Origin of the sequence: Paenibacillus massiliensis subsp. panacisoli DSM 21345 (assembly GCF_000426545.1) — a bacterium.
Classification (GTDB): domain Bacteria; phylum Bacillota; class Bacilli; order Paenibacillales; family Paenibacillaceae; genus Paenibacillus; species Paenibacillus panacisoli.
In genome coordinates this window covers 164,253-190,836 of record NZ_KE384536.1, presented here as the reverse complement: position 1 = coordinate 190,836, position 26,584 = coordinate 164,253, and the positions used below count along the sequence as shown (strand labels likewise).

The window sequence follows — 26,584 nt, the reverse complement described above, 5'->3', positions numbered from 1 at the left end:
GCCGTTTTAATTAATCGCAATGTACAGCTCGATCTTATTCGCTTCGCTTTCGGGCTGGTAAGCAGCTCCCCATACCTCAAAATCGTAGTCCCGAAGCTCATAGCCTTGAGACGGAATCCATTCTTGATAAAGGTAATCATAGGTCTCATTTAATGCAGACTCGGGGCTAACATGCGTATATCGGACATAAGAGCTCTTATCGATATGATGAATAATGAGTTCGGACGGCGCCTCTACTATACCAGCTGTACGATATCCGATAATATGTGAGAAGGTGTCGCTCTTGGGATCGAATCCCTCATCTTCAGGGTATATTTGGATGAGTAATACCTCATCTTGATTTATGGAGGATAGCTCATGCTTACGATTGACCAGGGCATGATATGTGTCTTGGCCTAGTCCTGCTTCGAATTCCTCAACAGTGGCTTCCAATCGGTAGCCAACTACCTGAAATGCATCGAGTTGGATGGTCTGGGGCTGCATGGGAGCTTAACCTCCTGAATGATTGAATGTTATTCATGACAGTGTATAAGTCAGATACATGAGCTACTAGAACTGAATCTTAAGTGTGTCTCCCTGGATATTCACGCCAGCCGAGCGACGAATGGCCAGCTTCTGCTCCTCAGTGAAACCAATGGTCTCTCCATCGCGCAAGGTAACATTATAACTGATAATATACCAGGCTATATCCACCAGAAAATCGCGGAGCTCAGCAGGAGAAGCAGGGCTTTCGAGCACCTCGATCTCATCCTTGCCAAAGGAGTTCAGTCCAATCGTATAGCCACTCACTCCGTTCTCTGAACGCAACAAACCGAAGTATACCAGGTTTAACAACGGGAATTGCTCGTTAACCTTCATGTCCTCCGTTACTTCCTGGAAGAACGAAGGCTGGAATACCGTCCCCGAGGAGTATAGTCCGATCGCATTGGGGAGCTTAAGGCAGCTCGAGGCCAGCTTGGTGTATACGGCAGCGGTATCCAGCAGAGAGCTCTCGCGCTTGAATACAGCGATGATGATCTGGGCGACATGGGTGCGAGTGACCTCTTCTGCCTCGGGCCAGAGATAATTGCTTGCTGCATTACGTACCGCCTCATCATCAGGAACAGGGGCATTCACGAAGCTGACAGCGATCATACAGCCCTCTGCCTCGAAGACCAGGGGAGTCGGGCCGTCCTGATCTTCACGAGAATGGTCTTCCTCCGCCACGGCAGCATCAACCGAGATGCTCCAGTCTTGAAGCAGATTCGCTTTGATCTGTTCTTCATTGAACTCAGATGAATTCAGCAGCACGAATCCGGTAAATAGCCCCGGAGAGTCGTCGGAGTCATCGGAATCTGATGAGCCTCCCTGCGCTGGGGCTTCTCCAGCGGCTTCATAGGCTGCAGCTTGTTGCATCCAGTATTCACGAATCATTTCCACCATCGCGATGGCATCCTGCTCGGCTGTAGATGGATTATAAGGCTGCATCTCACTGAATACATGACCGCAGTGCTGCGTATCCTCGGGGCTCTCATAACCGCCGCATACCCCAATCAGCCAACCACCCAGTAGATTCTTCTTGTACTTAAATATGTAGTAGCGCATGCCGTGCAGTTCGAACTCTCCCGCTGGCTCAATCCTGCGAGGCTTATGCCCCAGCTCTTGCTCGTGTGACAACCATTCAATCAAGGACTCCTTGGCCGCTTGCTGTTGCACTGTCATGTAATTGTCTCCTTTGTTGTAGCTTGGAATTTTGTAGTATGAATGAATTGTCTTATTATACCAATACATGCAACGCCTTCTCAACCTAAATGCAAGTATCACAGAGGGCCTTGAAATTTTGTGAATTAAGAAAATGGAACTCCATTAGCATCCGTTTTTGTAAAGGTCTACTTCGTTGCTATCCCATGAGACGAATTTCATTGTAGGAGCGGCTGAAAAAGCCAATCACGTAAATCAGGTTGTCAACCTCCGTGGGGTATGATAGAATGAAATTGGTGTTTTAAGCATTATGCTTGGCCCTAATTACAGATAATCATCATTTGACATACATGTTGCTGTATTGGGTTCTTGAAGATCAGATGCAGTCTCATAGGAGGTGGATTAACATGGAATTGTTCTTGAAGATTGTGCTTGTAGTGTTGTCCCTGGCTGTGGTTACCGTAGTATTGCTGCAAAAAGGTAAGAGCGCAGGCTTGTCCGGTGCCATCTCTGGTGGAGCTGAGCATCTGTTCGGTAAGACCAAAGCTCGCGGTATGGATCTGGTGCTCCAACGTGCTACTGCAGGTCTGGGTGCGGCGTTCATGATCGTATCGGTTATCGTTGCTATCTATACTTAATCAAGGAAATATGAAAGCCTTCGTTTCACAATGAAACGAAGGCTTTTTTTGTGAATGAAAATGCGGGTTCGAATCTTAAAAAGGATAATGGGTCATCCTATACGGATGCTGTGGATTAATATGGTGTATACTAGGGTATGAGTATACTAAGGTCTGCTGTACAGGAAAGGTATGTTCTGGAGCAGACTTCGGATGTACCCGGCACAGCATTGACGCATTGGCCTGGGGCTACATCGCCAATACGCACAGGTCAAAATTACAGGGCACCCGAGGTGGACAATACACATGATAACGAAAGAAGCAATTTTGGAGTTTATGCGGGAGACCGCTTATAAACCTATGACCTACCAGGAGCTGGAGCAGCATTTCGGCATTGAAGAGGCATCTGATTTCAGGGAGTTCCTGAAGGTGCTGAATGCGCTGGAGGAAAGCGGACAAATTCTGCTGACACACAACAATCGTTACGGGGTGCCGGAACGGATGAACCTGATCCGCGGTCGGCTGCAGTCTCATGCGAAGGGTTTTGCTTTTCTCATTCCTGAGGATCGGGAATCGAAGGATGTATACATTCATGCGAATGACCTCAAAGGGGCTATGAATGGGGATACTGTTCTGGTCCGTGTCACATCGAGCGGACCTTCTGGCGGGCGCCTGGAGGGCGAAGTGGTGCGTATCGTTACCCGTGGCATCACCCAGATCGTAGGTGTCTTCCAGAGCCATGAGGTATACGGATTTGTACTGCCAGATGACAAGCGTGTGAATCGGGATATCTTCATCCCACAGCCATCCTTCAATGGAGCGGTGAACGGGCAGAAGGTGGTCGTCAAGATCGTCAATTATCCAGAGGGACGGGCAGCGGCAGAGGGCGAGATCATTGAGATTCTCGGTCATAAGGATGATCCGGGTATCGATATCCTCTCTGTCATCCGCAAGCACCAGCTTCCAGAGGCATTTCCGGAGGAGGTCATGGCTGAAGCAGAGGCTGCACCTGATGCCATTACGGAGGATGAGATCATCCGTCAGGGGCGCCGTGACCTGCGCGGCAAGACGATCGTAACGATTGATGGTGAGGATGCCAAGGATCTGGATGATGCGGTCAATGTAGAGCGACTGGAGAACGGACATTACCTGCTGGGTGTGCATATCGCCGATGTGGGCTATTATGTGCGGGAGAATTCCAAGCTGGACCAGGAGGCATATAATCGGGGCTGTAGCGTGTACCTTGTGGACCGTGTTATTCCGATGCTGCCGCACCGCCTGTCGAACGGAATCTGTTCCTTGAACCCGCAAGTGGATCGACTGACCATGTCATGCGAGATGGAATTCGATGAGCAGATGAAGGTCGTGCGCCATGATATTTTCACCAGTGTGATCAAGACGAAGGAACGGATGACCTATAAGAATGTTCGCATCATTCTGGAGGAAGAGGACCCGGAAGTGATGGAACGCTACGCCGACCTCGTCGATAACTTCCGACTCATGAAGGAGCTGGCGCTCAAGCTGCGCAACAAGCGGATGAAGCGTGGAGCGGTGGACTTTGACTTCGACGAGGCGAAGGTCATCGTGGACGAAGAGGGCAAGGCGGTTGATATTGTCAAAAGAGAGCGGACGATCGCAGAGCAGATCATCGAGGAATTCATGCTGGCAGCGAATGAGACTGTCGCTGAGCATTTCCACTGGCTGAAGGTACCGTTCATCTACCGGATTCACGAGGACCCGGATCAGGAAAAGCTGCAGAACTTCATGGCTTTTGCTGCGAATTTTGGACATCAAATTAAGGGTCGAGGTAATGCGATTCATCCGCGTGCACTCCAGAGCTTGCTGGAGTCGATCGAGGGTACCAAGGAGCAGACCGTCATCAGTACGATGATGCTGCGTTCTATGAAGCAGGCGAAATACGATGCGTCGATGACGGGGCACTTCGGGCTGGCAGCTGAATATTACTCCCATTTCACCTCGCCAATCCGTCGTTATCCGGATCTTGTCATTCACCGCGTCATTCGCGAGGTCATTGAGCATGGTGGGCTCCTTCCGGCCGATCGCCAGGAGTATTTGGCCAGCCGTATGCATGACATCGCACAGCAATCCTCTGAGCGTGAGCGGGTAGCAGTAGATGCTGAGCGGGATACCGAGCAGATGAAGAAAGCAGAATACATGCTCGATAAGGTCGGGCAGGAATTCGATGGGATTATCAGCAGCGTGACAGGCTTCGGTATGTTCATCGAGCTGGAGAATACCGTCGAAGGTCTGATTCGCTTGAGCGGATTGACCGATGACTTCTATCATTTTGATGAGCAGCATATGGCCCTGATTGGTGAGCGCACCTCCAAGGTGTTCCGCATCGGGGATGAGGTCAAGATTCGCGTCGCTCGTGTCAATATGGATGAGCATACGATTGACTTCGAGATGGTCGATATGAAGCCACGCCGCGAGCGAGGGCGACCAGATCGTGCGGATGGTGGCCGTTCTGAAGGTGGCGGCGGCAGATTTGGCGGAGGACGAGGCAAGGGCTCTTCACGTAGCGAAGATCACCGAGGTCGCCAAGGCGAACGCGGCAAGCCGAAGTCCAAGACCGGCAACCCGGCGAAGTCCGGTGGAAATGGCCGCAAAGGTGGCCCTGAACAGGGTACATCGCGAGCAGATCAGCCTGCACAGCAGCGTAGCTTTGCCTTCGGTAGCGGCAAGGGCGGCTACAATTCGCCAGCACCTGCTGGCGGTGGTAAGGGCTTGGGTGGTCAAGGGCGTCGCAAGAAGACCAGTGAGAGCGGGATTTTCATTGGTGAAGGAGCGGTCCCTGGAAGAAACGGTGGATCGCGCCGCAAGCGGAAGAGTAAGGGGAACGGCAATGGCAACGGCACAGCGGCTTTTGTTCGCAAGAAAAAGAAGTAATTCGGCAAGAAAAATGATATTGTGAAAAGGCTCAAAAGCTGCGAGGCAGAGATGGTGAGCGGGTAGCAGCAGTAGTAACAGTAGAACAGTAGTAAAAGGATAACATATCGGTAAACAGTCACGGCGTCGGTACTCCCTACAAGGATGGCCGATGCCGTATTGCTATTGTGAGATGGTTGTGATGTTAAGCCCTTAGCTTAGACACTTCCTTGGTTGCGTTAGAATGGACAGCAGTGGGTAAGTGATCAGTATGATTCACAGGAATGCTTCCAAGGCATAAGTGAACAGAGGGCATGAAATGCCTTTCATTGCAGGGTTGCCAATGCCTGTAAGTAAATGATGCGCTTCCTTGCCTTGAGGGAGCCAAATTTGGTACAATAAAGCTCTGACACAGACGGGATATCCGTAATATCAGACTTTTACATGCGGAGTAGAAATTATATTCCGGGGTTATTTTCGCGGTAATTTCTGCGCGACAGTCGTGACAGTGTAATAAATAAGGTAATGTACAGTATAAATTCTGAGATGAGTAGTTGTGTGCAATTAGTGGATGAAGGAGTGAATCTCATGGCGAAGAAAGCGGACGGAAAAGTGCTGGCCCAGAACAAAAAGGCCTCCCACGATTATTTTATTGAGGATACTTATGAGGCGGGCATGGTCTTGACCGGAACCGAGATCAAGTCGCTGCGCAATGGACGTGCGAACATCGGAGATGCTTTCGCCACTATTCGTAATGGAGAGATTCATATTCACAATATGCATATCAGCCCGTTCGAGCAGGGGAATCGTAGCAATCCGGATGATCCGACCCGTACACGGAAGCTGCTGCTGCACAAGGCGCAGATTCTGAAGCTGCTGGGCCAGTCCAAGCAGGAGGGCTACTCGATCGTACCATTGAAGATCTATGTGCGTAATGGCTATGCCAAGCTGCTGCTCGGTCTCGGTAAAGGTAAGAAGCAGTTCGACAAGCGCGACTCGGCAGCCAAGCGTGATGCACAGCGTGATATCCAGCGTGCGTTGCGTGAGAAGCAGAAGATCGCTCGTTAAGGCTTCGGGCTTTGAGTGACAGAGTTAGGGCAAGAGACATGGTGAATAACTTATCTGATGGAGAGACACCTGCCAATAGGATAAGTGGTAACTAGAGAAGTTGAGTGACTAAAGAAAAGCGGTGACTTAACAAAGTAGTCGATCTTCAGGCGGTCACCTGTAGTCCATGAAAGAGCTGGCAGGATAGGTGTTTCCTGCTGTGGTAGCCTTGATTGACCTGTTTTGGATGTATTTTATACATCTTCAGTATAGCAGGATGTCTGTATTTAGAGACGGAATTATGCTATACTAATTAAGCAGTATTGTTATTGAAGTTATTCTTACGGCTAGATTAGATGCTTATGCCCGGCCTTGCCGGATTTAATCCAGGCCCTTCTTAATGAGGGGGCGTTCTTGGATTCGACGGGGATAGTTCGAGCATGAGTAGCGGGTAGTGGGGACGCGTCCACTTCATCAACGCTAAAGCCTATTAAACGGCAAACAACAAACTAACTACGCTTTCGCAGCTTAATAACCTGTGAGCGTGCTCCTCTCCTGCATCGCCCATGTGCCGGATGTAGGGGCTAACCTATAGTGGGATACGCTGTTACATCTCCGCCTGGGGTGTACTGAAGAAGACAATCAGGCTGACCCAAAGTATAGCCGGTTACGGGGCGATACTCGGGTGACATCAAAACTGTGACTACACCCGTAGAAGCTTATGTGGCGTTATCTTCGGACAGGGGTTCGACTCCCCTCGCCTCCATATGTAGTAAGTCAAAGAGCCATCGGCCAGTCATCTGGTTGGTGGCTCTTTATGATATAATAAGCGCAATTATAAAGTCGGAGTGATTCAAGAAGTTCGCTAATCGAGAACAGCTCCAAGAAATTCTCAAAAAGCTAATCAACATGCACGCAAGCAAGCCAAAGAATCAGGTGTATCCATATATTATATAAAAATTAATAAACGTATACGAGAAGATGCAGAAGGGAATTATCTGTGGATTATCCTCGAACAGGAGTTCGACTCTTCTCGCTTTCATATGCAGTACCAGTAACGGACACTATTCGGTGTCCATTTTTGCTTTGTTCAGAATCAAAGGGGGAGGACTGCTTCGGCTCGATGGCTTCGGGCTTCTCTGCCATCGAATACGACATATTTCAGATATAAGTTGATATGGATAGGGCGATAATAAATTTTGACAGAATATTTATCGTGTGGGAATATTGGGGTATATAATTTTATAGTGAAGGGGTGTTGCCATTACCGACTAGTGGTAGTAACGTTAATTAATTCATAACTGAGTTGCACAATCTACTAAAAGGGGTCTGAGAGAGATGTCTAACCTGTTTGGAAAATTTAGATTGATAACCATGGTACTTTTAATGTTTTTTATGATGACTTCTAATACCTCAGGTTTTGTCTATGCTTCGTCCAACGAAATATCTGAATCTAATCCTTCACATCAGTTCATTAATGTTGCAGCTGACCCCCTCAGGTCATATGCAGTTAAATCAGACGGAACTGTATGGGGGTGGGGATTAGGGTTGAACGAAAGAGGCGAGTTGGCTGGTTACCCTAACTTTGTTGAAATTCCAGTGAAGATTCCAAATGTGAGTGAAATAACGAAAGTTGTTGGTGGGATGAATAGTTTTCAGCTTGCCCTGAAATCAGACGGAACTGTGTGGTCCTGGGGATATAACAGCGAAGGTCAGCTAGGCGACGGAACAAATACTTACAAATCGAAACCTGTAATGGTACATAATCTACATGATGTAATTTCTATATCAGCTGGAAGTCATCATTCGCTGGCTTTAAAATCAGATGGAACTGTATGGACTTGGGGCTATAACGCATATGGAATTTTGGGGGATGGATCTTATGTTGATCAATATACTCCAGTTCAAGTGAAAAATTTGTCAAACGTCGTTTCTATCACAGGTAGTTATGAAAAATCAAAAGCTGTCAAATCAGATGGGACTGTGTGGGAGTGGGGATACTTAGTTAATGGTTCAACTTATCAGACCACACCAACACAAATTTCAGGAATAGAAAATGTAAAAGCACTCGCTAATATTTCTACATCAGCTACACTGGCACTTAAAGTGGATGGTACTGTCTGGGTTTGGGATGACTATAGATCAACTCCTACACAAGTTAAAAATCTAGATAACATTGTAGCCATATCAAATGGAATGGCATTGAAGTCAGATGGGACCGTTGCATTAATTAAAGAAGACATATTCACTAATCAGATTGAAGTGACTCCAGTTGAATTAACAGATGTCACTCAAATATCTAAAACATACGCTCAATACCCCGGTCATCAACTAGCAATAAAAAAAGATGGATCGGTCTGGGCTTGGGGCGGTAACGATTATGGACAGTTAGGTGATGGTACACTTGATGATAAGCTCATACCAGTTGAGGTGAATTTCCCTGCTGATGAAATTGTCCATAGTGTTACAGGTTCCGTATACGGTATTGAAGGTATGCCAGTGGAGTATGCTACCGTAACAGCTAGCACGTATAACCAATCTTGGACAGTGACTACGGATGTGTATGGGAAGTACGCACTATTACTTCCTTCAGAAAGTTATACATTAAGCGTTTATGCAGATGGTTATGTAGATAATTCAAAATCAAATGTAAGTGTGACTTCAAGTACGTATAATATATTTGATTTTAACTTGGTGGGGTATGGTGGCTTTGTTAAATTAGTACTTAAAGATACTGATGGCAAAGCATTAATAAATCCAATGATATCTATAAAAAGAATAGATAATAGCACCGTCTACTCAGGAGTAATTTATGGGAAAGACGAATGGGTTTATCCTTTAGGTGTTGGGAGCTATAACGTTACAATTGGTGAAGTCACTCGTCTTGTTAATGTCGAACTAAATAAATTATACATTTTTGACCCAATGAACTCTAAAGCTGGAAGTGTAATAAAAGGTAAGGTAGGTGGAGTTGATGGCTATCCAGTGGAGCAAGCTACGGTAATTGCTAGTACGTACAATCAATTATGGACAGCTACGACCGATGTATATGGGGAATATATGCTCTCGGTTCCTTCCGGAAAATATACGTTGAATGCCTTTGCCAATGGATATATTAAGAGTTCCAAATCAGATGTGAGTGTTACTTCTAGTGTATATGAAACAGCTGATTTTAACCTGGTTGGCTACGGTGGATTTGTTAAATTCGTATTCAAAGATGCTGAGGGTAATCCTTTGTCAAATCCATATCTGTCCATAAGAAAAGCAGACAATACCTTTACCTACTCGGGGATCGTCTATGGAAAAGATGAGTGGACATATCCACTAAGTGTTGGAGAATATGATATTACGATTGGCGAAGTTACTCGACGCATTAATGCAAAGCTCAATGAACTTTCAATATTCAATCCAACTGATAAGTAATACAAACTTATTGATTTACATTGGGTATTTGGAAAATTTGTTGCCGTCACAACAAGAGAGTCAAACAATCTCTATGTGGGCGTGTTCCCACTAAAAAAGACAATCAGGCTGACCCAAAGTATAGCCGGTTACGGGGCGATACTCGGGTGACATCAAAACTGTGACTACACCCGTAGAAGCTTATGTGGCGTTATCTTCGGACAGGGGTTCGACTCCCCTCGCCTCCATATGTAGTACCAGTAACGGACACCATTCGGTGTCCGTTTGCTCGTTCACCACAAGCGGGAACAGAGCCCGCCTGAATCAGCTAAACGTATTTGCTTTGCTATAAGCAATCCAGAGTATTATCCTTCTTGGTACAAGGTATTGACAAAGACTACAAAATATTATATCTTTATATCAAGATAATTAAATTTGAAACATAATCAATTCCGAAATCTTGAATATGGAGGTATACACATGCGTATAATGTTAAACAGAATTAATCAGCTCGCAAGAAAAGCAAACGAAGTTGGATTAACTGAAATTGAAAAAACTGAACAGACTAACCTCCGCAAAGAATACCTTCAAATCTTTCGGGGGTCTGTGAAAAGCATCCTTTTGAATTCTACCATTTATGATCCGAATAATGATGATGTTACTCCTGAAAAGCTGAGAAGAGAGCAGGCTAGATTAGCTAACCAATAAATCTAATCATAAATCTAACACTGGCTAGTCAGTAAAATGAAGTAAATTAAGAATTGAAGTATATAAAGAATCCTATGTAATACCAGCAACGGACACGATTTAGTGTCCGCCTTTGCTTGTTCGAACTTGTGGGAAGCAGGTACGCTAGAAAGGGCAGGTGCTTCAGAATGGGCAGGTACGCCAAATGGTGTGCCTGCTTTTTCTATGCCTAAAAATGGCAGATGCTGCTCGTGACGGGCTGATGAACACCAGAAAGGAAAGGGTATCCAGTGGAAGGCTTTTATGCACGTGTCGTGTGACAGTAATGGCTTGCATCAATCACTGGGTTCAAAGCCAGCATCTCTTTCTGGTTGCGTGGTATCAAAGTTGTACGACAAATAAGATCATGAATGGTAGATCACACCACATCTACACATACTAAGAGCAGCAGAGATGACTTTTTAAAGCAGCGGAAATTCTTCAACATGTTTTATTGCACTACTAGTCAGCGTGTAAATACCGATATTTGGAATCCAAAAAATGAGTAATCGTTAACAAATGAAACGATTTATTATCCCATTCTTTAAAATACTCATATTTTTAACAAAAGTGTTCTAAAAAGAAACGAATGCATTCGTGTAATTTCTTAATTAGTGAAACGAAAAATATTATTATTTTGCATATAAAGCGCTTTCAACAAAAAACGATAAACTAACTACTTCAAGAGAGGATAGATAAAAATGACAATGGAAATGATTCTCGCCCTGGGTATCTTGGTCCTGATGATTGTAATGATCATGTCAGACAAATTTGCCTTTGGTGCACCGCCGCTCATTGCTTGTCTATTATTAGTAGTCACTGGTCTGGCAACGGTTCCAGAGGCTTTTGCAGGCTTCGTTAATTCCAGTGTTATTATGATTGCCGGATTCATGGTTGTTATGGCCGCACTTATGAAGACGCATTTCATTGGTAAGGTTCAGTCCGCTATGATCAAGTTGGTTAATAAGGGCGGATATAAAAGTTACGTTCTTTTAGTTATCGTGGTTATGCTCGGTGCCAGCTTGGCAGGCGCGGGTTCCACCGGCTATTATGTACTGATTCTGTCCATCGTATCGGCTATTCCTTACAATAAAAAAATGCCTACATCCAAGCTAATGTTGCCTTTAGGATTTGCGACGAACCACCCCTTGCTTCCCATTAACGTAGCACTTTTTTATGGTATTACTGTAAGCGTATTAGAAACAGCCGGATTCACCGGTGGGCTGTCTATGTCTAAATTCGCTGTTGTGAACCTCATCCTGGCTCTTGGATTTTTAGTGTGGGCCTTGGTCGCTTATCGTTTTCTGCCAGATTATCCAGACACCGAAGAGGGGAATGCTGGAGTTAAAGAGGCGGCTGCTACGGCTGAAGTTTCCACCATGCCTGCATGGAAGGAAACCGCTACCATTGCTGCTTTTATCATAGGCGTTGTTGGTATGATGCTGATGAGTGTATTAGGTGAGATTGCATATGTCATTCCTGGTATCGCAGCAGCATTCTTATTAATCATCAATGTGCTTGATTTCAAGGAAGTTCGAGATAATATGGGAGCACCTGTGATCCTGTTAATGGCGGGGGTAATCGGTGTAGCCAATACTTTAGCTGAGACTGGCTTTACGGCTATGGTTGGTGACTTTGTAGCGAATTCATTTGGGATGAATGTCAGTCCATTTATGCTGATCCTGATCTTTGCACTTTTAACTAGTACTTGCGCAACCTTTACTGGGGCAGCTATGGGTTCTGTATATATCTTTGCACCTATTGCGATTGCAGCCAGTATCAGTCTGGGACTGAACCCTACGGCAGCAGCAGTTGCAGTTGTTGTCTCCGCATGGAATGGCGGGTATATGCCAGTTGATGGAATGCCAGCAATGATCTTTGGAATGGGTAAATATAAGCTATCCCATTTCTGGGCGTTTTCAGTTCCGATGTATATCATTCGGATTTTGGCGCTGACTGTTGGTGCGATGCTTTTGTTCCCTGTATGATGGACAAAACTTTCTTTATAACTTTTAAATAGATTGTAAAGGAGGAACAAAATTGACTAAACAGATGCCTAAAAAACCATTATGTCCACCAGGGCGCCCGCCGCGCTTCAAGGATGTGCCCTTTGCGGATGTGACTCTGGACAATGGAGAGCCTCATACTTTAAAAATGGATATATATCAGGATCTGAATCAAAAAACACCAGGACCATGCATCGTTTATTACTTTGGTGGAGGCTGGATGCACGGAGAATACCAGCAGGTGACTCAAAAAGCAGTATATTTTCGCGAGCTTGTAAGACTAGTAGAGCAAGGCTTTACTGTTGTATCGCCATCTTATCGCTTGTCTACCCAATCTGCTTTCCCTGCGTGTATCCATGATTGCAAGGGAGTAATTCGTTATTTGAAAGCGAATTCAGAAAAGTATCATATTGATCCAGAACGGATTGGAGTTCTAGGGAACTCTGCTGGTGGACATTTAGCTGCCATGGTCGCGTTGAGTGCCAACAACAGTGAAATGGAAGGCGACGTCGGCGGTAATCTTGACTACTCCAGTGATGTAAAAGCAGCAACCATTTTTTATGCTCCAACTGACTTAATAGAGTTCATCAGGAACAGTGTGCATGAATCCGTAAATGTATCTGGAACTGAGGTCGACAATACCAGTCAATCTACAGAGGATGTAATATCCAACATTCTTGGTTTATCTGGATCAGGAAAGTCGATAAAAGATTTATATCAATTACTTGAGAGTGGCGACACAAATGATGAGGATTGGAAGTACCTGGAGTTGGCGAAGAAATGCAGTCCGATCACCTATGTAGACGCCGATGGTCCACCCATCTTAATTTTGCACGGGGGACAAGACCCGCTTGTGCCTATTGAGCAAAGTGAAAGGCTCTATAAAGCTCTGCTATCTGCTGATGCGGAAGCGATGTATATATCGGTCTCCCAAGCTAATCATGGCCCAACGATGGGAAATGAAGCTGACCAAATGGCTTATCAGTTCTTAATCAACAGACTGTAGAAAAAAACAAATAACGGTTAGGTCGGTTTCTCCCTCAGTTCAATGACAAGAGCTGGGGGATTATTTACATTGCAAAAAATCCCATCATAGTAGCAATAGAAGTTCCGATGTTTCTACCGTCTACTATGATGGGAGCAGTTCAGCGATCGTATTTACCGACCGCATGGGTGTACTTCTTCATTTATGGATCATGTATCGTGCCTGTATGCTGGCATCTTGACCGAACATGATTACAGTCGCTTGTAGAAGCTATCTTCTCATGTGACCCGGTCAAGGTACTAATCTATCTTAAGATATCGCCATAGCGTTGTTCTGCTTATACCTAGCTGCTTAGCCGTCTTCGTTTGATTGCCCTTGTTTTGCTCAAGAACAGCGTTAACAATTTCGGTAGTATAGTCGAAAAGCGTCTTATCCTCAACCAGATGCTGTGTCAAATTAGCAGTAATATTAGCGGACGGCAATTCAGTTCTTTCATGCTTTAGCACTTCCAGCACTTGATGCTCTGAAATGTAATATGAATTAGAATACAGAACTAACTTTTTAATTGTTTGCTCAAGCTGATTAAGATTTCCTGGCCAGTCAAAGTTCAATAATTCCCTTAAAGCTTTAGGATCAAAGCCGATGACTTCCTTGTTACATTCAATATTCGTTTTATTGAGCAGAAGGGTGATGATCCCAGACATTTCATTTTTTCTCTCTTCAATAGAAGGCGAGTAAATACTGCCACAATCCAATTGGGTCATGATTTGATTGAAGATTTGTTTGTCTTGATCCGCACCGTTCGTACTGTAGGTAAATAAAATATTATTTTTTTGCAGCAGCTTGGTATTACTAATAATAGTTAGCAGCTTCTCTACATCTTGAATGTTCATTTGTTCAATATCTTTGAATAATAGCGTATTACCCATTTCTACTAAAGGGCCATTCGATGAATTCAGCAGGTATTTCCATGTTCGTTCGTTAACGAGCTCAGAATGAATAACAATTAGATTATTCGTATGATTTTTTTGCTTAAGGTAGGCTGTGTAGGCCAAGCTGGTCTTAGCGGTGCCGCTCTCTCCAAAAATCAGCATGGCATTGTAATAGGAGCCTAACTTTTCGATCTGATTTTTAGAGGCTTCCTGGATATAAGAGGTAAATAAGAGCTTTTTATTTATAATTTCTTCGATCTCAGCTTTATTCAGGTACTTCACACCGAAGCTATTGTTGATTAGGGGAGGCGTTGAATGCTTCACTTCACAGAGCACGTACCCATCCTCTATGTCCAATTGCTTTATTTTGAGCTGATACACCTGTGTATTATGTGTGTGATAGAATTGTTGTTCACCGTTTAAAGTCCCTTTGGTTGTGAGAAAGTGACGAATAGATTTTTCTAGCTTCTCATCGATATTAGAGAAAACGCTTCCTAGTTCATTATTGAAAATGGCGACTTTCTGCGATTGCGTATGAAAACATGCGGTTAGTAGCTCATTCTTTTGTTTGATTTTTTTAAGATCATGTACCAGGGAAATAGCTTGTCGATAGGCATGCTTGATACTCTCAATCCCGGAGGTAATCAGTATCGTATTAATTGATTTACTCAGGGCAATCTTATGAGTAACGGCATCACACAGTACCATTTCGTAATGCTCATCTTTTAATTGGTCTAATAAGTTATCAGCACTCGAAGAGTTATCTAAGGTAATAATTTTTATATTATATTGCAAAATATCGCAGATCAGGTGGGCGGCTTCTGTAATGCTGGGATATCCTACAATGGCAAAGTTACTAGTATAGTTGTTAGCAAGCTTTATGGCACCCAAAATATCATACACGGAAATAGATACATCGATCACAGGGATGGAGACAGACTTATGAAGTAAGCTAGCCGTGCCACCTCTAGAAATAATAGCATCATAGTTGTCTACGGATAATTCAGAGACTAATTGTTGTCCTTCTTCTAAATCAGCAGTGTAAATCTTGATATCAATCTCCTCAAATTGTTCCCCGACAATTGTCATGGAATGATTTAATTCTTCGTAAGGTGCAATACCGAGTAATTTGATTTTTTGGGTCATCAGACTTCGCCTCCTCCAGAAAAACGTTTCATTTATAAACGATTATAATGCGAAATCAAAACTAATAATACAATCATTCATTAATCGTTTCAAAAAGAAACATTTGGTTCGTGTATAAGGTTACTTAATCATTAGTATGGCTATAAAATAAAATTGTAATCAAAGAGGGGGTGAGTTGATGCTGAAATTACTGGTGATCGCTGATGACTTTACGGGAGCTTTAGATACGGGGGTTCAGTTCGCGAACCTAGGCGTGAAAACCTTAGTCACAGCAGATCTAGTTATTGACTACGAATTACTAGAGGATGACCTGGAAGTATTGGTTATTGATACGGAAAGTCGCTATCTGTCATTCACCGATTCCTACACCATAATCAGTAGCCTTATAGAACAATCCAAGAAGGTTCAAGTGCCCTTCATCTATAAAAAAGTTGATTCTGCTTTGAGGGGGAATATCAGCAGTGAAATAAAAGCTGTTCTGGATCACTTCCCGGAGAGGACCATTCCTTTTATACCCGCTTTTCCAGAAATAAACCGAATTGTTCGTGACGGTAACCTTTACATCAATGGACAGTTGGTTGCGGAAAGTGTGTTTGGTCAAGATCCTTATGAGCCTGTTGCAGAAAGTAATATTCCCAAAAGGCTTCTAGACGAGGCCAATGTAGATACTCAATTGATTCGTGTTGATCAGATCGAAGAAGCCAGAGCGGGCTTGCTGCTCTTTGATAGTGAAACAGACGAACAGCTACTTCAAATCATGACTGCATTAAAGAAGCATAATATTTCAGACATTACCATTGGATGTGCCGGGTTTGCTAAGGTTTTAGCTGATACTATTTTTTCAAATAGAGCAGCTCACAAGGCAGTTATTCATGAACCGTTAGTTGTCATCTGCGGGTCCGTTAATCCTATTACCAGACAGCAAATTGAGTATGCTGAAACGAAAAAATGTAAGCGCTATTCATTAAGCCCCCGTCAACTGCTGGAGACAGATTATTGGGGAAGTAGGGATGGACAGGAAAGTCTCGAATCCTATCTTGTGGACATGCTCGAAAATGAGTTAATCATATTCGAAACACTCAGCGATTATACCATGAATAATTTGGAATCTTACGGAGAGTCTAATCATGTTCCATCTTCAGAATTTCGCTTTAGAATAGCACAGTCTTTGGGGAATTTGTCGAAACAATTACTTAATAGAAATATAAATCGGACCTTACTATTCACTGGTGGTGATACGTTATTCCAGTCGATGCAGGTCTTGAAGATTAATGAAGTAACACCACTCTGTGAAATCAGTCAGGGGGTTGTGTTATCCGAGATGATGTGGAAGGATAAGCCGATCCAGGTGATCACCAAGTCTGGCGGGTTCGGGCCTAAAGAATTATTTGACGATCTTAATAAGCAAATCATAGAGCAGGAGGAACAGACATGTTAGTAGATTACAGTTTGAAAATGCCTAAGAATATTTTCGCAGGTGAGCATGCGCTGGAACAATTGGACACCATTCTGTCAGCCGATATTAAAAAGGTTGTTATCTTCACGGATAAAGGTGTGTTGGGTGCTGGATTGATCGCAATTCCGGAACAAATTCTTACTAGTAAAGCTATTGATTATACTATTATTTCTGAAATACCAGCAGAACCTAGCTATCATCAAGCACAAGACATTGTGGATCGGTTCAAAAATGAAAAGGCGGATTTCATCATTGCGGTCGGCGGCGGCAGTGTGATGGACGTAGCAAAACTGGCCTCCATTCTGGCCACAGATGCTTACACGGTGAAGGATTTGTTGGACAACCCGCTTTTGGCCAAAAAGCAGGTAGCTTCCTTAATGATTCCAACCACTGCAGGAACAGGTGCTGAGGCAACACCAAATAGCATCGTTGCTGTGCCGGAAAAAGAGCTGAAAGTTGGCATTGTGAATCCTGAATTGATTGCTGATTATGTGATTCTGGATGGCCGCCTGATTAAAAAGTTGCCAAAACCAATCGCAGCAGCTACAGGGGTAGATGCCTTGTGCCACGCGATTGAATGCTTCACCTCAACGAAGGCTAATCCGTTCAGCAATACATTTGCAATGGAAGCACTTGATTTGATTATGAATAACATTATTGAAGCTTGTACCAATCCAGAAGCACTTGATGCGAAAAATAACATGCTACGGGGTTCATTCTATGCAGGTGTCGCGATTACATCTTCAGGTACGACAGCCATTCATGCTCTGTCTTACCCGCTTGGTGGCAAATATCACATTCCACACGGCGTGTCGAATGCCATCTTGCTGACACCGGTTATGCGTTTTAACGAGCCGGTCATTAAAGAACACTTAGCCAAAGTATATGATCGTGTAGTAAGAGGCGGTAACCCTAATCTATCCGTGGATGAAAAATCGAAATATATCATTACAGAGCTGGAACGAATCGTTGCCGTTCTTGAAATCCCAACAAGCCTGAAGACGTTCAATGTGCCAGAGGGTGATCTGGAGGGATTGGTTGAAGCGGGTATGCAGGTGACACGTCTGTTGGTGAACAATATGCGTGAAGTGACACCCGATGACGCAAGAAACATTTATTTAGAAGTGCTATAGGCATTGTAGAAGAGCCATAAGGATGAAACGATTAGGAGGAAGCCGGAATGGTAGATATTAAAGGAATTATCGCCCCGATTATTACACCTATGAATGCTGATGAAAGTGTTAACTATGATGAACTAAGAGTGCAGATTGACCGCCTAATTGGGCATGGTGTACACGGGATCTTTGTGTTCGGGACAAACGGTGAGGGATATATCCTGTCTGAAGATGAAAAGTGTGAAATTATGAAAACGACCGTGGATCAAGTGGCTGGTCGAATCCCTGTGTACGCTTCAACGGGCTCGAATAGCACACTAGATACCATTCGTCTATCGAAGAAAGCGAAAGACATCGGGGTAGATGTCTTGTCCATTATTACACCTGGGTTTGCAGCTGCTTCACAAGATGAACTGTACACACATTTCAAAACCGTCGCTGAACAGGTGGACCTGCCCATCGTTCTCTATAATATTCCGGCACGTACAGGGAATGCGATTGCTCCGGCAACAGTCGGCAAGCTGAGTACAATCGACAACATTGTCGGTGTAAAGGATTCCAGTGGGAACTTTGATAATATTCTTCAGTATATTGAACACACGCGTGATCAGGAAGGCTTTGCGGTCTTGTCAGGTAATGATTCTCTCATTCTGTGGACCTTATTGGCTGGCGGTACAGGTGGTGTGGCGGGCTGCTCCAATGTGTATCCTTTTACCATGGCACAGATTTATGAACAATTCCTTGCAGGCGACATTGCAGCGTCACGTCAGTATCAGGACTCCATTCGTTCCTTTAGAGATTGCTTCAAATTTGGTAATCCGAACACGATCGTGAAGTATGCTGTTGCTGAATTAGGATTCCCGGTCGGTAAATGCCGTGCACCGTTCAATCAACTTTCAGACCAAGGCTTTGAAGCCCTTCGTCGAGTGATTGCAGACAACCAAACCAATGGGATGAAATAAAGGAGACCAACCATGACAAAAATAATTGGTATTACATTAGGTGATCCTGCTGGCATCGGTCCTGAGATATCCATCAAAGCGTTCTCCAAGCCTGAATTGTATGACCGTTGTCGTCCGCTGCTGGTAGGTGATCAATCGGTTATCGAATATTATCTTGCACAGCATCCAGAATTAGACCTGAAGGTAAATGTCGTAGAGAATCCTAAAGATGGCCTTTACACGTATGGAACGATTGATTTGGTTGATTTGGGCCTTGTGAATATGGCTGATTTCCAAATTGCTGAAGTGTCCGTAACAGGCGGCGACGCGGCCTTCCAATATGTGAAGAAAGTGATCGAGCTGGCACTTGCGAAGGACATTGATGCGACCGTAACGAATCCACTGAATAAAGAAGCGATGAATGCTGCAGGGCATCACTATGCAGGTCATACGGAGATTTATGGTGATCTAACGAATACAGAGAAATATACGATGATGCTGGCTGACGGCAACCTGCGTGTAGTTCACGTATCCACTCATGTGTCCTTACGTGAAGCCTGTGACCGAGCAACCAAAGAACGGGTACTGGATGTCATCCGTATTGCTGATAAGGCATGTAAAGATCTGGGGATTGTTAACCCGAGAATTGCTATTGCCGGACTGAACCCTCACTGTGGTGAAAATGGTCTTTTTGGCACAGAGGAAATTGAGCATATTAATCCAGCAGTGGAAGCGGCGAAAGCAGAAGGCATTAATGCATTTGGTTCGTTGCCAGCGGATACGCTGTTTTCCAAAGCTAGAGGTGGCATGTACGACATCGTGGTTGCCATGTATCATGACCAAGGTCATATTCCGTTGAAATTGCTCGGATTTATCTATGATCAAGAGACGAGCTCCTGGAAAGCTGTAGAGGGCGTGAATATTACGCTGGGCTTGCCGATTATCCGTACATCGGTTGACCACGGCACGGCCTTTGACCAAGCAGGTAAATGGACAGCAAGTGAGCTTAGCTTGGAAAATGCCATTGATTATGCCATTAGACTTGCCGAAAATACACAATAGAAAGCGTGTCTGGACTATGATTATTGAACGAATTGAACGTTTGGAACACTATCAGTCCATTCTCCCTAATCTGGATAAAGCACTTACGACGATGCAAGGGATCGCTGAATGGAAGGAGGGAGAGCGCTACCCATTTGATGGGGGCTTTCTCTTCTTTCAGTCAGGCAATACGAAGCCTTTATCCGAAGCACAGTTCGAAGCACATCGGAAATATATCGACATCCAAGTGGTCCTCAAGGGAAGTGAGTATGTCGCTTTAGAGGATCTGAGTAACCTCTCGGTCGCCATTCCTTACAGCGAGGATCGAGATGTTGAAAAGTATGAAGGCGCGACGCAGCATGTCATGAAAATAACAGAAAGTATGGCGTATGTTCTCTTTCCGTGGGACGCCCACAAAGCCGTATTTCATATGGATCAACCGCTAGCCTTCACGAAGGCCGTCATTAAATTGGAAGTGAAATAACTTTATTGCTGAATCCATTTCATAATTAACTAGGTATTAGGAAATGGATTCTAATTGGAGGGAGATTGTAAAATGACCAACTTACCACGAGTTCGAACTTCTGACCCCAATGGCATTGTGTATCATGATGAATTTTTGAATATTGATTTTGGATTAATCCCTACAGGTGGAAATAGAACCGCGCATGCGCCATCCTTGATTGAAACAACAGACGGGGGCTTGCTCTGTGCCTGGTTTGCCGGCAGCTTTGAAGGCAGTGGAGATATTTCGATCGTCGTATCCAAGCTTGATCCTGACACACAAGTGTGGTCTATTCCTGTAACCGTATCCAAAGGTGAGGATCGTAGTGAGCAAAATCCGGCATTATTTAGATCGCCCGAAGGCTCGATTTGGTTGATTTATACCTCACAACTGAGCCGCCAAGAAGGCAAAGACAATATGCAGTTCACCTCCATTATTATGGTGCAAAAATCAGATGATGAAGGTCAGACATGGGGCGAGCCTGAAGTACTCTTTTCCGAAGAAGGTACGTTCTCGCGCCAAGAGATTCAGATTCTGAGCAATGGGCGCTGGCTGTTTGCAACCTGGCTGTGTGAAGATTCAGCAGAAGGGTTGACCAATGATCCAACGGAATTCCGTGTGTCTGATGACCAAGGCCACACATGGAAGAAAGTCAGAATGCCAGACAGCAATGGCCGTGTTCATGCGAATGTATTGGAAGTGGAACCTGGGCATTTGGTTGCCTTTATGCGCAGCCGCTTTGCAGACAATGTCTACTTTAGTGAGTCACACGATTATGGCGATTCTTGGTCTGTACCGTCAAAAACCGTGCTACCGAATAATAATGCGAGTATTAGTGCCATCAAGCTCCAATCCGGTGAAATTGCACTGGCCTATAATGTAAACGCTGCCCGTAATCCGGAGTTCGGAAAGGTGGCATGGCCTGGTCTGAGAAATCCGGTGGCTGTGTCGATCTCTGAGGATTTTGGACAAACGTGGCCAGTTGGCCGTGTATTCGAAGCGGCAGAAGGATACATTGGTGTAGAAAACAAGACAAACAATTCACAACATGAATATCCAACATTGTACCAGACGAAGGATGGATTATTGCATCTCGTATATGCATATAAAAATAGAGTGTGTGTCAAATATGTACGTTTCTCTGTCGATGATGTGTTTGGTGAAAAGCGTGAGGCGGACGGTGTCTATAATCCTACATCAGGTGAGGGCGTTGAAGCTTCTGAATAAGCACCGGATACAGCATTACGTAACGGCTTAGACAAATAGTCATGAAAAAAGATACTGCTTTTGTGATGTGATTGTTGACGCTAATGTGCTGCTATGATCGGATAGGAGTTCCATATCTCTCGCTTTCATTCTAAGAAACCCACAGTCACTCAGGCTGTGGGTTTCTTAGAATTGGTAGGATTTTCTCTATAATCATAGCCACTTTGCTGCTTCTAGGTGATTCGAGCTCAATATACTGTTGCAGTAACCTACATGATGTTGCACATGTCGGATCTGCATGAGGATTACATCCGTCTTGGTTATTTCTTCATAGAGTGCACATGGCTCTAGTAATCTGTCATCAGTAAGCTCATCAAAAAATTTGCGAGCCATACTCAATATATCCTCGAGGTAATTTGTCATTTCTTCTTTGGTAGGGTAATCAGGGCTTTCCTTATCTAAGTCTTCTACTATATCCTTACCAAAGTCAGGTATTTTGAATTCGTCATCCTTGTGCTGCCTGAACCAAAATTTCATACTGGTGGTAGCATGAAAGATATGTCTCCAGTATTTTTGCTCAGCATCCATCCACAAGTCATCAGGGCATACCTCGATCAGATTCTTCAACATTTCTACAGTCGGTTCAAACAGTCTCCATAAGACAGCTAGCATCTTATCACTCATGCTCATCAACTCATTTCTCGAAATTTAGAATCTTAGCAATATTCTAACCCTCAATAACGCAACCCTTCCTTTTCTTAGCAGTGATTATGGAACTTATGTGAAATATTACACTTGGTCTGGCAGTGACCAGGACAATCACAGGCTTGCTGTATAATCCTTCGAATGCTCATTTTGCTTCTGGCTATAGTTATTAGTTATAACCAGGTATGACTTTTCGGTGTTACATAATAAGAACTCTCTCATGCTACAATCAAACCAATAAAAAACACAACACACACAACACACACAACACACACAACACACACAACACACACAACACACACAACACACACAACACACACAACACACACAACACGTGAAGGATTGAGGGGGAAATCGTAATGAGTGATAAATTTCAAATCGTAGGTAGCCTGCTGCGACCGCCAGCGCTATTGAAATATAAAGAGCAAATTGAGCATCGTGATGACATCAACTATCCATTTTATCAAGAGTTTGAAGGATATGAGCAGTGTGAGACGGAGGCCATTCAGGCTGTAGTTGAGAAGGAAATTGAGCATGACCTGTCCATTATTACGGATGGTGAGCATTCCAAATCGATGTGGCATCTGGATTTTGTCTGGGGATTCCAAGGAATTAGCCGCTACATTGCAGATCATGGGTACTTTTTCCGGGATACCGATGGAACTTCCAAGTACGAGACACGGAAAGATATTGGATTGCATATTACAGATGAATTGAGTGGCAAGAACCATCATTTCATTACTGTATTTAAGAAGTTGCAAGCTCTTGCTGGCGGCCGTGAAACCAAGCTGTGTGTACCTTCTCCGTCGCATATTTTTGGTGAACTGTCATGGTCGGATAACATTGGCGGCAAAAATTCGGTGTATAAGAATGCACAAGAGCTTAAAACCGGCCTTGCCAAGGCATATAAGGAATTTGTTGAGGAATTCGCTGCTGCTGGTGGGAAAATCCTGCAATTTGATGATTGCCTGTGGGAACTATTTGCGGATGATAACCCGAATTCTCCGTTTACCGGTGAGAGTATCAATCAAGAGGAAGTACAGGCTCTTGCTACTGAATTTATTGATATTAATAATACCGTGATTGATTTTGGTCATAGCTTGGGTCTGAAAATGTGGACGCACAACTGCCGTGGTAACTATGATTCCCGTAATATGGGCGGTGGATCATATGTGAAAATTGCTAATCTGTTCCTGAAGCAGCTCAAATATGATCGCTTCTTCCTGGAATGGGATGACGAACGTGCAGGTTCGCTTGAGGCTCTAGCTGTCTTCAAGGATAAGCCTAACACAGAAATTGTGCTTGGATTGTTGTCCTCTAAGACCAATACATTGGATGATGAAGAGCGTGTACTCCGATTGCTGGATGAAGCTTCGAGCATTATTGACAAGGATCGATTGTTGCTCTCCCATCAGTGTGGCTTTGCCTCCTGTGATGGTGGTAACGAATTAACTGAGGCGGAACAGTGGGCCAAGATCAATCAGGGACAAAGAATTGCCCAGCAATATTGGGAAAATTAATGTGTAGTAAGTTGTAGTAAGTCATTCTGCTTCCCATGTTTCACTGTACGGGTCTTGAAGCAATAGTAGAAATACAAAGGAAGATAGCCTCCTGAACTGCATGATTGCAGCTTAGGAGGCTGTTTGCTATTGTTCTCTATTTCAATTCATAACTCATCCGGCTCATCCATGAACCAAGAAATATAGGAGCATCTCTCGCAGACCAGTATCGTTGCACTGCGGTTAGCCCAATCAATCCCGAAGAACGTTGCTCCTCTTGTATTCAGTTGGCGATAGTCGATCTCGAACGTATCGTTTCTGCAGCACGGACAATATATTTTAGTCTGATTAATGCTATATTCCACAAGTACCACCCTCTCCGTCTTAGGAATGCTATGAATACTTACGCCATAATTCTTAATTTGGTTCCTGTGATGCGGAATAAATGGAAGGAAAATGGATGCGCCATCAAAGCATCGTCTTTTTTAAGGGAATATTTTTTTGGTTTATAATTATCCAGCTAATTTACAGTGAAAAAAATAATAGGAAATATTTCGGAATTTGTGCTACAATCTTGAATGTTGAAAAGAGGAGAATATTGGCGAATGCTGACGATTGGTGTGACGTAACCTTAGAAGCCCTGCCTTTGCTCTTTTATATCTTCTTTAATTAATCCTCAGTGATGAATATCACACTATTAATTACAGGTGAGCCCATATCGAAGGTTCAACTCATAGGATTCATGAGGGACCGACCTACATAATACATTTATCAATTTTAATAGTCCATAGCGTGAATGAAAATGATGCTACATAGGGAAATCCTTGTATTATGCGGATGTAAGCGAATTCACAGTGCGTGTTACTCATATGATTATAACGAGGAGGTGATGTGGTACTGGTGTGCTCGTAATCAAGACTCAACGGTGTGTGTTACAAATTAAAAGTGGAGGATTGTAAATGAAAAAGAGTGCTACAAAAGTAATGAATATGGTTCTATTATTTTCTCTTGTACTAACGTTAGTTTCTGGAGGACTGCAAAGTCACACGGTTGTTGCTGAAGGTATTTCGATCACCAAGAATGGGGGCTGGAACGAAACTGCGTTTGTAGAATGGACACCTGTAGAACATGCGGAGGGATATAATGTATATGTTAAGCGTGCAAGTGCGTCAGATGCTTCCTACCAACAAATTGATAACGATCTGATTCGACAATATCCATCTTATTGGCGGGCTGATGCTGTAGGGCTCGCAGCCGGAGAGTATGTCATGAAGGTAGAAGCGAGACTTACAGATGGTTCTACGCTTCGCGCCATTTCTGATGATGTATCCGTTGCAGCTCATGACAGATCCGGATTTGCATTCTCATCAGATTCGCCATATGGTACGGGTTCAGGCGCTTATAATGAAGACGGAACACTCCAGAATGGGGCTCAGGTGCTGTACGTGACCTCCGAGACTGCAAAAACAGTAACTCTGGATGTCATCATCAATAACTCTGGACGTGTGCAGACTGGGGTAGGTATCGGCGAGATTCTGAAGCTCAGACAAAAAGGCTATGATAAGACGCCGCTTGCGATTCGTTTTATTGGTCAAGTCACAGGCGCTGATATGAGTGGACAGCTCAATAGCAGTGGTTATCTGGAAGTCAAGGGTAAGAACAACTATTCAGAGATGAACATGACGCTTGAGGGCATCGGAGAGGATGCCTATGCATACGGATGGGGCTTCCTTCTGAGAAACACGGGGAATGTGGAGGTCCGTAATCTGGGCGTGATGCTGTTCCCTGACGACGGAATCTCTTTGGATACAGCGAATGTGAATGTCTGGCTGCATAATAATGACCTCTTCTATGGCGCTGCTGGAAGCGATGCTGACCAGGTCAAGGGCGATGGCTCCACAGACGTCAAGAAAGGCTCGACCTATGTGACAATCTCGTATAACCATTACTGGGATTCCGGGAAGGCAGCTCTTGTCGGCTTGAGTGAAAAGGATGAGTTCTTTGTAACCTTCCATCACAACTGGTTCGACCATTCGGACTCTCGTCATCCACGGATCAGACTAGCTTCGGTTCATATCTATAACAATTATTTTGATGGAGTCTCGAAGTATGGAGTGGGTGTTACAACAGGCGCTTCCGCCTTTGTAGAATCCAATTATTTCAGAAATGCCAAAAACCCGATGCTGAGCTCCTTACAAGGTACAGATGCTAAGGGGGCTGGTACGTTCTCAGGTGAGACCGGAGGAGTAATCAAAGCTTATAACAATGTTGTAGTGGGCGCTGCCAGCCTGATCTATGCTAATTCTAACGACGGAACAGCAAAGGCACATGCAACGTCCTATGATGCTTACTTGGCTTCCACCAGAAATGAAGCTGTACCTAGCACGTACAAAGCATTAAAAGGCGGCACAGCCTATAATAACTTTGATACAAAAGTAGATACTGGAGTACGCACTGCTGATGTTGATAACGTCAATGATGTAGAGCAGATTGTTACGGAGAAGGCCGGACGTCTGAATAACGGAGATTTTACATGGCAATTCAATAATTCCGTTGATGATGCATCTTATGCAGTTAATTCAGCTCTGATGGCTAAGATCAGAAGCTATACAACCCAGCTTGTATCCGTAGGTGGGAACTCAACACCAGGACCGACACCAGAACCAACACCAGAACCAACACCAGA

20 protein-coding genes and 1 other RNA gene are annotated in these 26,584 nt (G+C 44.2%); 16 read left to right on the top strand and 5 right to left on the bottom strand.

Translation table 11 applies throughout. The features are described from left to right. Positions 1–6: 6 nt before the first annotated feature. Both K331_RS0127890 and K331_RS0127885 read right to left on the bottom strand, forming a co-directional pair. Positions 7–483 carry a GyrI-like domain-containing protein gene (locus K331_RS0127890; RefSeq protein ID WP_028592875.1) on the bottom strand — a complete coding sequence of 159 codons (477 nt, stop codon included), beginning with the start codon at positions 481–483 and terminating at the stop codon, positions 7–9. A gap of 66 nt (positions 484–549) precedes the next feature. Continuing rightward, positions 550–1,701, bottom strand: coding sequence for a DUF4261 domain-containing protein (locus tag K331_RS0127885; protein ID WP_028592874.1), 1,152 nt, complete (start codon positions 1,699–1,701; stop codon positions 550–552). Positions 1,702–2,087: 386 nt separating this feature from the next. Here K331_RS0127885 and secG point away from each other — a divergent pair, with 386 nt between their 5' ends. The 8 genes from secG (at position 2,088) to K331_RS0127850 (ending at position 13,373) form a co-directional block, all read left to right on the top strand. Beyond that, positions 2,088–2,318, top strand: a complete 231-nt coding sequence (gene secG, locus K331_RS0127880; RefSeq protein WP_028592873.1) for a preprotein translocase subunit SecG — start codon at positions 2,088–2,090, stop codon at positions 2,316–2,318. Positions 2,319–2,603: 285 nt separating this feature from the next. Continuing rightward, a complete protein-coding gene (gene rnr, locus K331_RS0127875; RefSeq protein ID WP_028592872.1) occupies positions 2,604–5,207 on the top strand; it encodes a ribonuclease R in 2,604 nt (867 codons plus the stop codon). A gap of 567 nt (positions 5,208–5,774) precedes the next feature. Then, the gene (gene smpB, locus K331_RS0127870) at positions 5,775–6,254 is read left to right on the top strand and encodes an SsrA-binding protein SmpB (RefSeq protein ID WP_028592871.1); all 480 of its coding nucleotides are present in this window, start codon (positions 5,775–5,777) and stop codon (positions 6,252–6,254) included. A gap of 383 nt (positions 6,255–6,637) precedes the next feature. Continuing rightward, positions 6,638–7,002, top strand: a transfer-messenger RNA (tmRNA) gene (gene ssrA / locus K331_RS31795). Between the two features lie 569 nt (positions 7,003–7,571). Further along, positions 7,572–9,656, top strand: coding sequence for a carboxypeptidase regulatory-like domain-containing protein (locus tag K331_RS31290; RefSeq protein ID WP_051290084.1), 2,085 nt, complete (start codon positions 7,572–7,574; stop codon positions 9,654–9,656). A gap of 459 nt (positions 9,657–10,115) precedes the next feature. Then, on the top strand, positions 10,116–10,343 hold the full coding sequence (locus tag K331_RS0127860; protein WP_028592870.1) for a DUF896 domain-containing protein: 228 nt from the start codon (positions 10,116–10,118) through the stop codon (positions 10,341–10,343). Positions 10,344–11,062: 719 nt separating this feature from the next. After that, positions 11,063–12,349, top strand: a complete 1,287-nt coding sequence (locus K331_RS0127855) for an SLC13 family permease (protein ID WP_028592869.1) — start codon at positions 11,063–11,065, stop codon at positions 12,347–12,349. Between the two features lie 52 nt (positions 12,350–12,401). Continuing rightward, positions 12,402–13,373 carry an alpha/beta hydrolase gene (locus tag K331_RS0127850; RefSeq protein WP_028592868.1) on the top strand — a complete coding sequence of 324 codons (972 nt, stop codon included), beginning with the start codon at positions 12,402–12,404 and terminating at the stop codon, positions 13,371–13,373. A gap of 278 nt (positions 13,374–13,651) precedes the next feature. Here K331_RS0127850 and K331_RS0127845 read toward each other — a convergent pair whose 3' ends face one another. Further along, positions 13,652–15,430: a PrpR N-terminal domain-containing protein gene (locus K331_RS0127845; protein WP_028592867.1), complete on the bottom strand. Its 1,779-nt coding sequence runs from the start codon at positions 15,428–15,430 to the stop codon at positions 13,652–13,654. A 178-nt stretch (positions 15,431–15,608) separates the two neighbouring features. On the opposite strand from K331_RS0127845, the gene K331_RS0127840 reads away from it, so the two are divergent. From K331_RS0127840 to K331_RS0127815, 6 genes are all read left to right on the top strand, one after another. Beyond that, positions 15,609–16,868, top strand: a complete 1,260-nt coding sequence (locus tag K331_RS0127840; RefSeq protein WP_028592866.1) for a four-carbon acid sugar kinase family protein — start codon at positions 15,609–15,611, stop codon at positions 16,866–16,868. Then, positions 16,862–18,019 (top strand): iron-containing alcohol dehydrogenase, encoded by a 1,158-nt coding sequence (locus K331_RS0127835; protein ID WP_028592865.1) that lies wholly within the window; start codon positions 16,862–16,864, stop codon positions 18,017–18,019. Before K331_RS0127840 ends, K331_RS0127835 begins: the two co-directional genes overlap by 7 nt. A gap of 47 nt (positions 18,020–18,066) precedes the next feature. Then, a complete protein-coding gene (gene dapA / locus K331_RS0127830; protein ID WP_025678111.1) occupies positions 18,067–18,963 on the top strand; it encodes a 4-hydroxy-tetrahydrodipicolinate synthase in 897 nt (298 codons plus the stop codon). A gap of 12 nt (positions 18,964–18,975) precedes the next feature. Next, positions 18,976–20,004, top strand: a complete 1,029-nt coding sequence (gene pdxA, locus K331_RS0127825) for a 4-hydroxythreonine-4-phosphate dehydrogenase PdxA (protein WP_036636067.1) — start codon at positions 18,976–18,978, stop codon at positions 20,002–20,004. Between the two features lie 16 nt (positions 20,005–20,020). Continuing rightward, complete coding sequence (locus K331_RS0127820; protein WP_028592863.1) at positions 20,021–20,467, top strand: YhcH/YjgK/YiaL family protein; 447 nt, start codon at positions 20,021–20,023, stop codon at positions 20,465–20,467. A 72-nt stretch (positions 20,468–20,539) separates the two neighbouring features. Then, entirely contained in the window at positions 20,540–21,715 is a 1,176-nt protein-coding gene (locus K331_RS0127815; protein WP_028592862.1) for a sialidase family protein, read from the top strand. Between the two features lie 192 nt (positions 21,716–21,907). On the opposite strand, the gene K331_RS0127810 is transcribed toward K331_RS0127815, so the two are convergent. Continuing rightward, complete coding sequence (locus tag K331_RS0127810) at positions 21,908–22,378, bottom strand: DinB family protein (protein ID WP_028592861.1); 471 nt, start codon at positions 22,376–22,378, stop codon at positions 21,908–21,910. 380 nt (positions 22,379–22,758) lie between these two features. On the opposite strand from K331_RS0127810, the gene K331_RS0127805 reads away from it, so the two are divergent. After that, complete coding sequence (locus K331_RS0127805; protein ID WP_028592860.1) at positions 22,759–23,919, top strand: cobalamin-independent methionine synthase II family protein; 1,161 nt, start codon at positions 22,759–22,761, stop codon at positions 23,917–23,919. 146 nt (positions 23,920–24,065) lie between these two features. Here the strand turns inward: K331_RS0127805 and K331_RS31790 are convergent, their stop codons facing one another. Then, entirely contained in the window at positions 24,066–24,263 is a 198-nt protein-coding gene (locus K331_RS31790) for a hypothetical protein (RefSeq protein ID WP_081625325.1), read from the bottom strand. A 594-nt stretch (positions 24,264–24,857) separates the two neighbouring features. On the opposite strand from K331_RS31790, the gene K331_RS30770 reads away from it, so the two are divergent. After that, positions 24,858–26,584, top strand: a 1,727-nt coding sequence (locus K331_RS30770; protein WP_036636064.1) for a pectate lyase family protein, incomplete at its 3' end; no start/stop codon positions are given.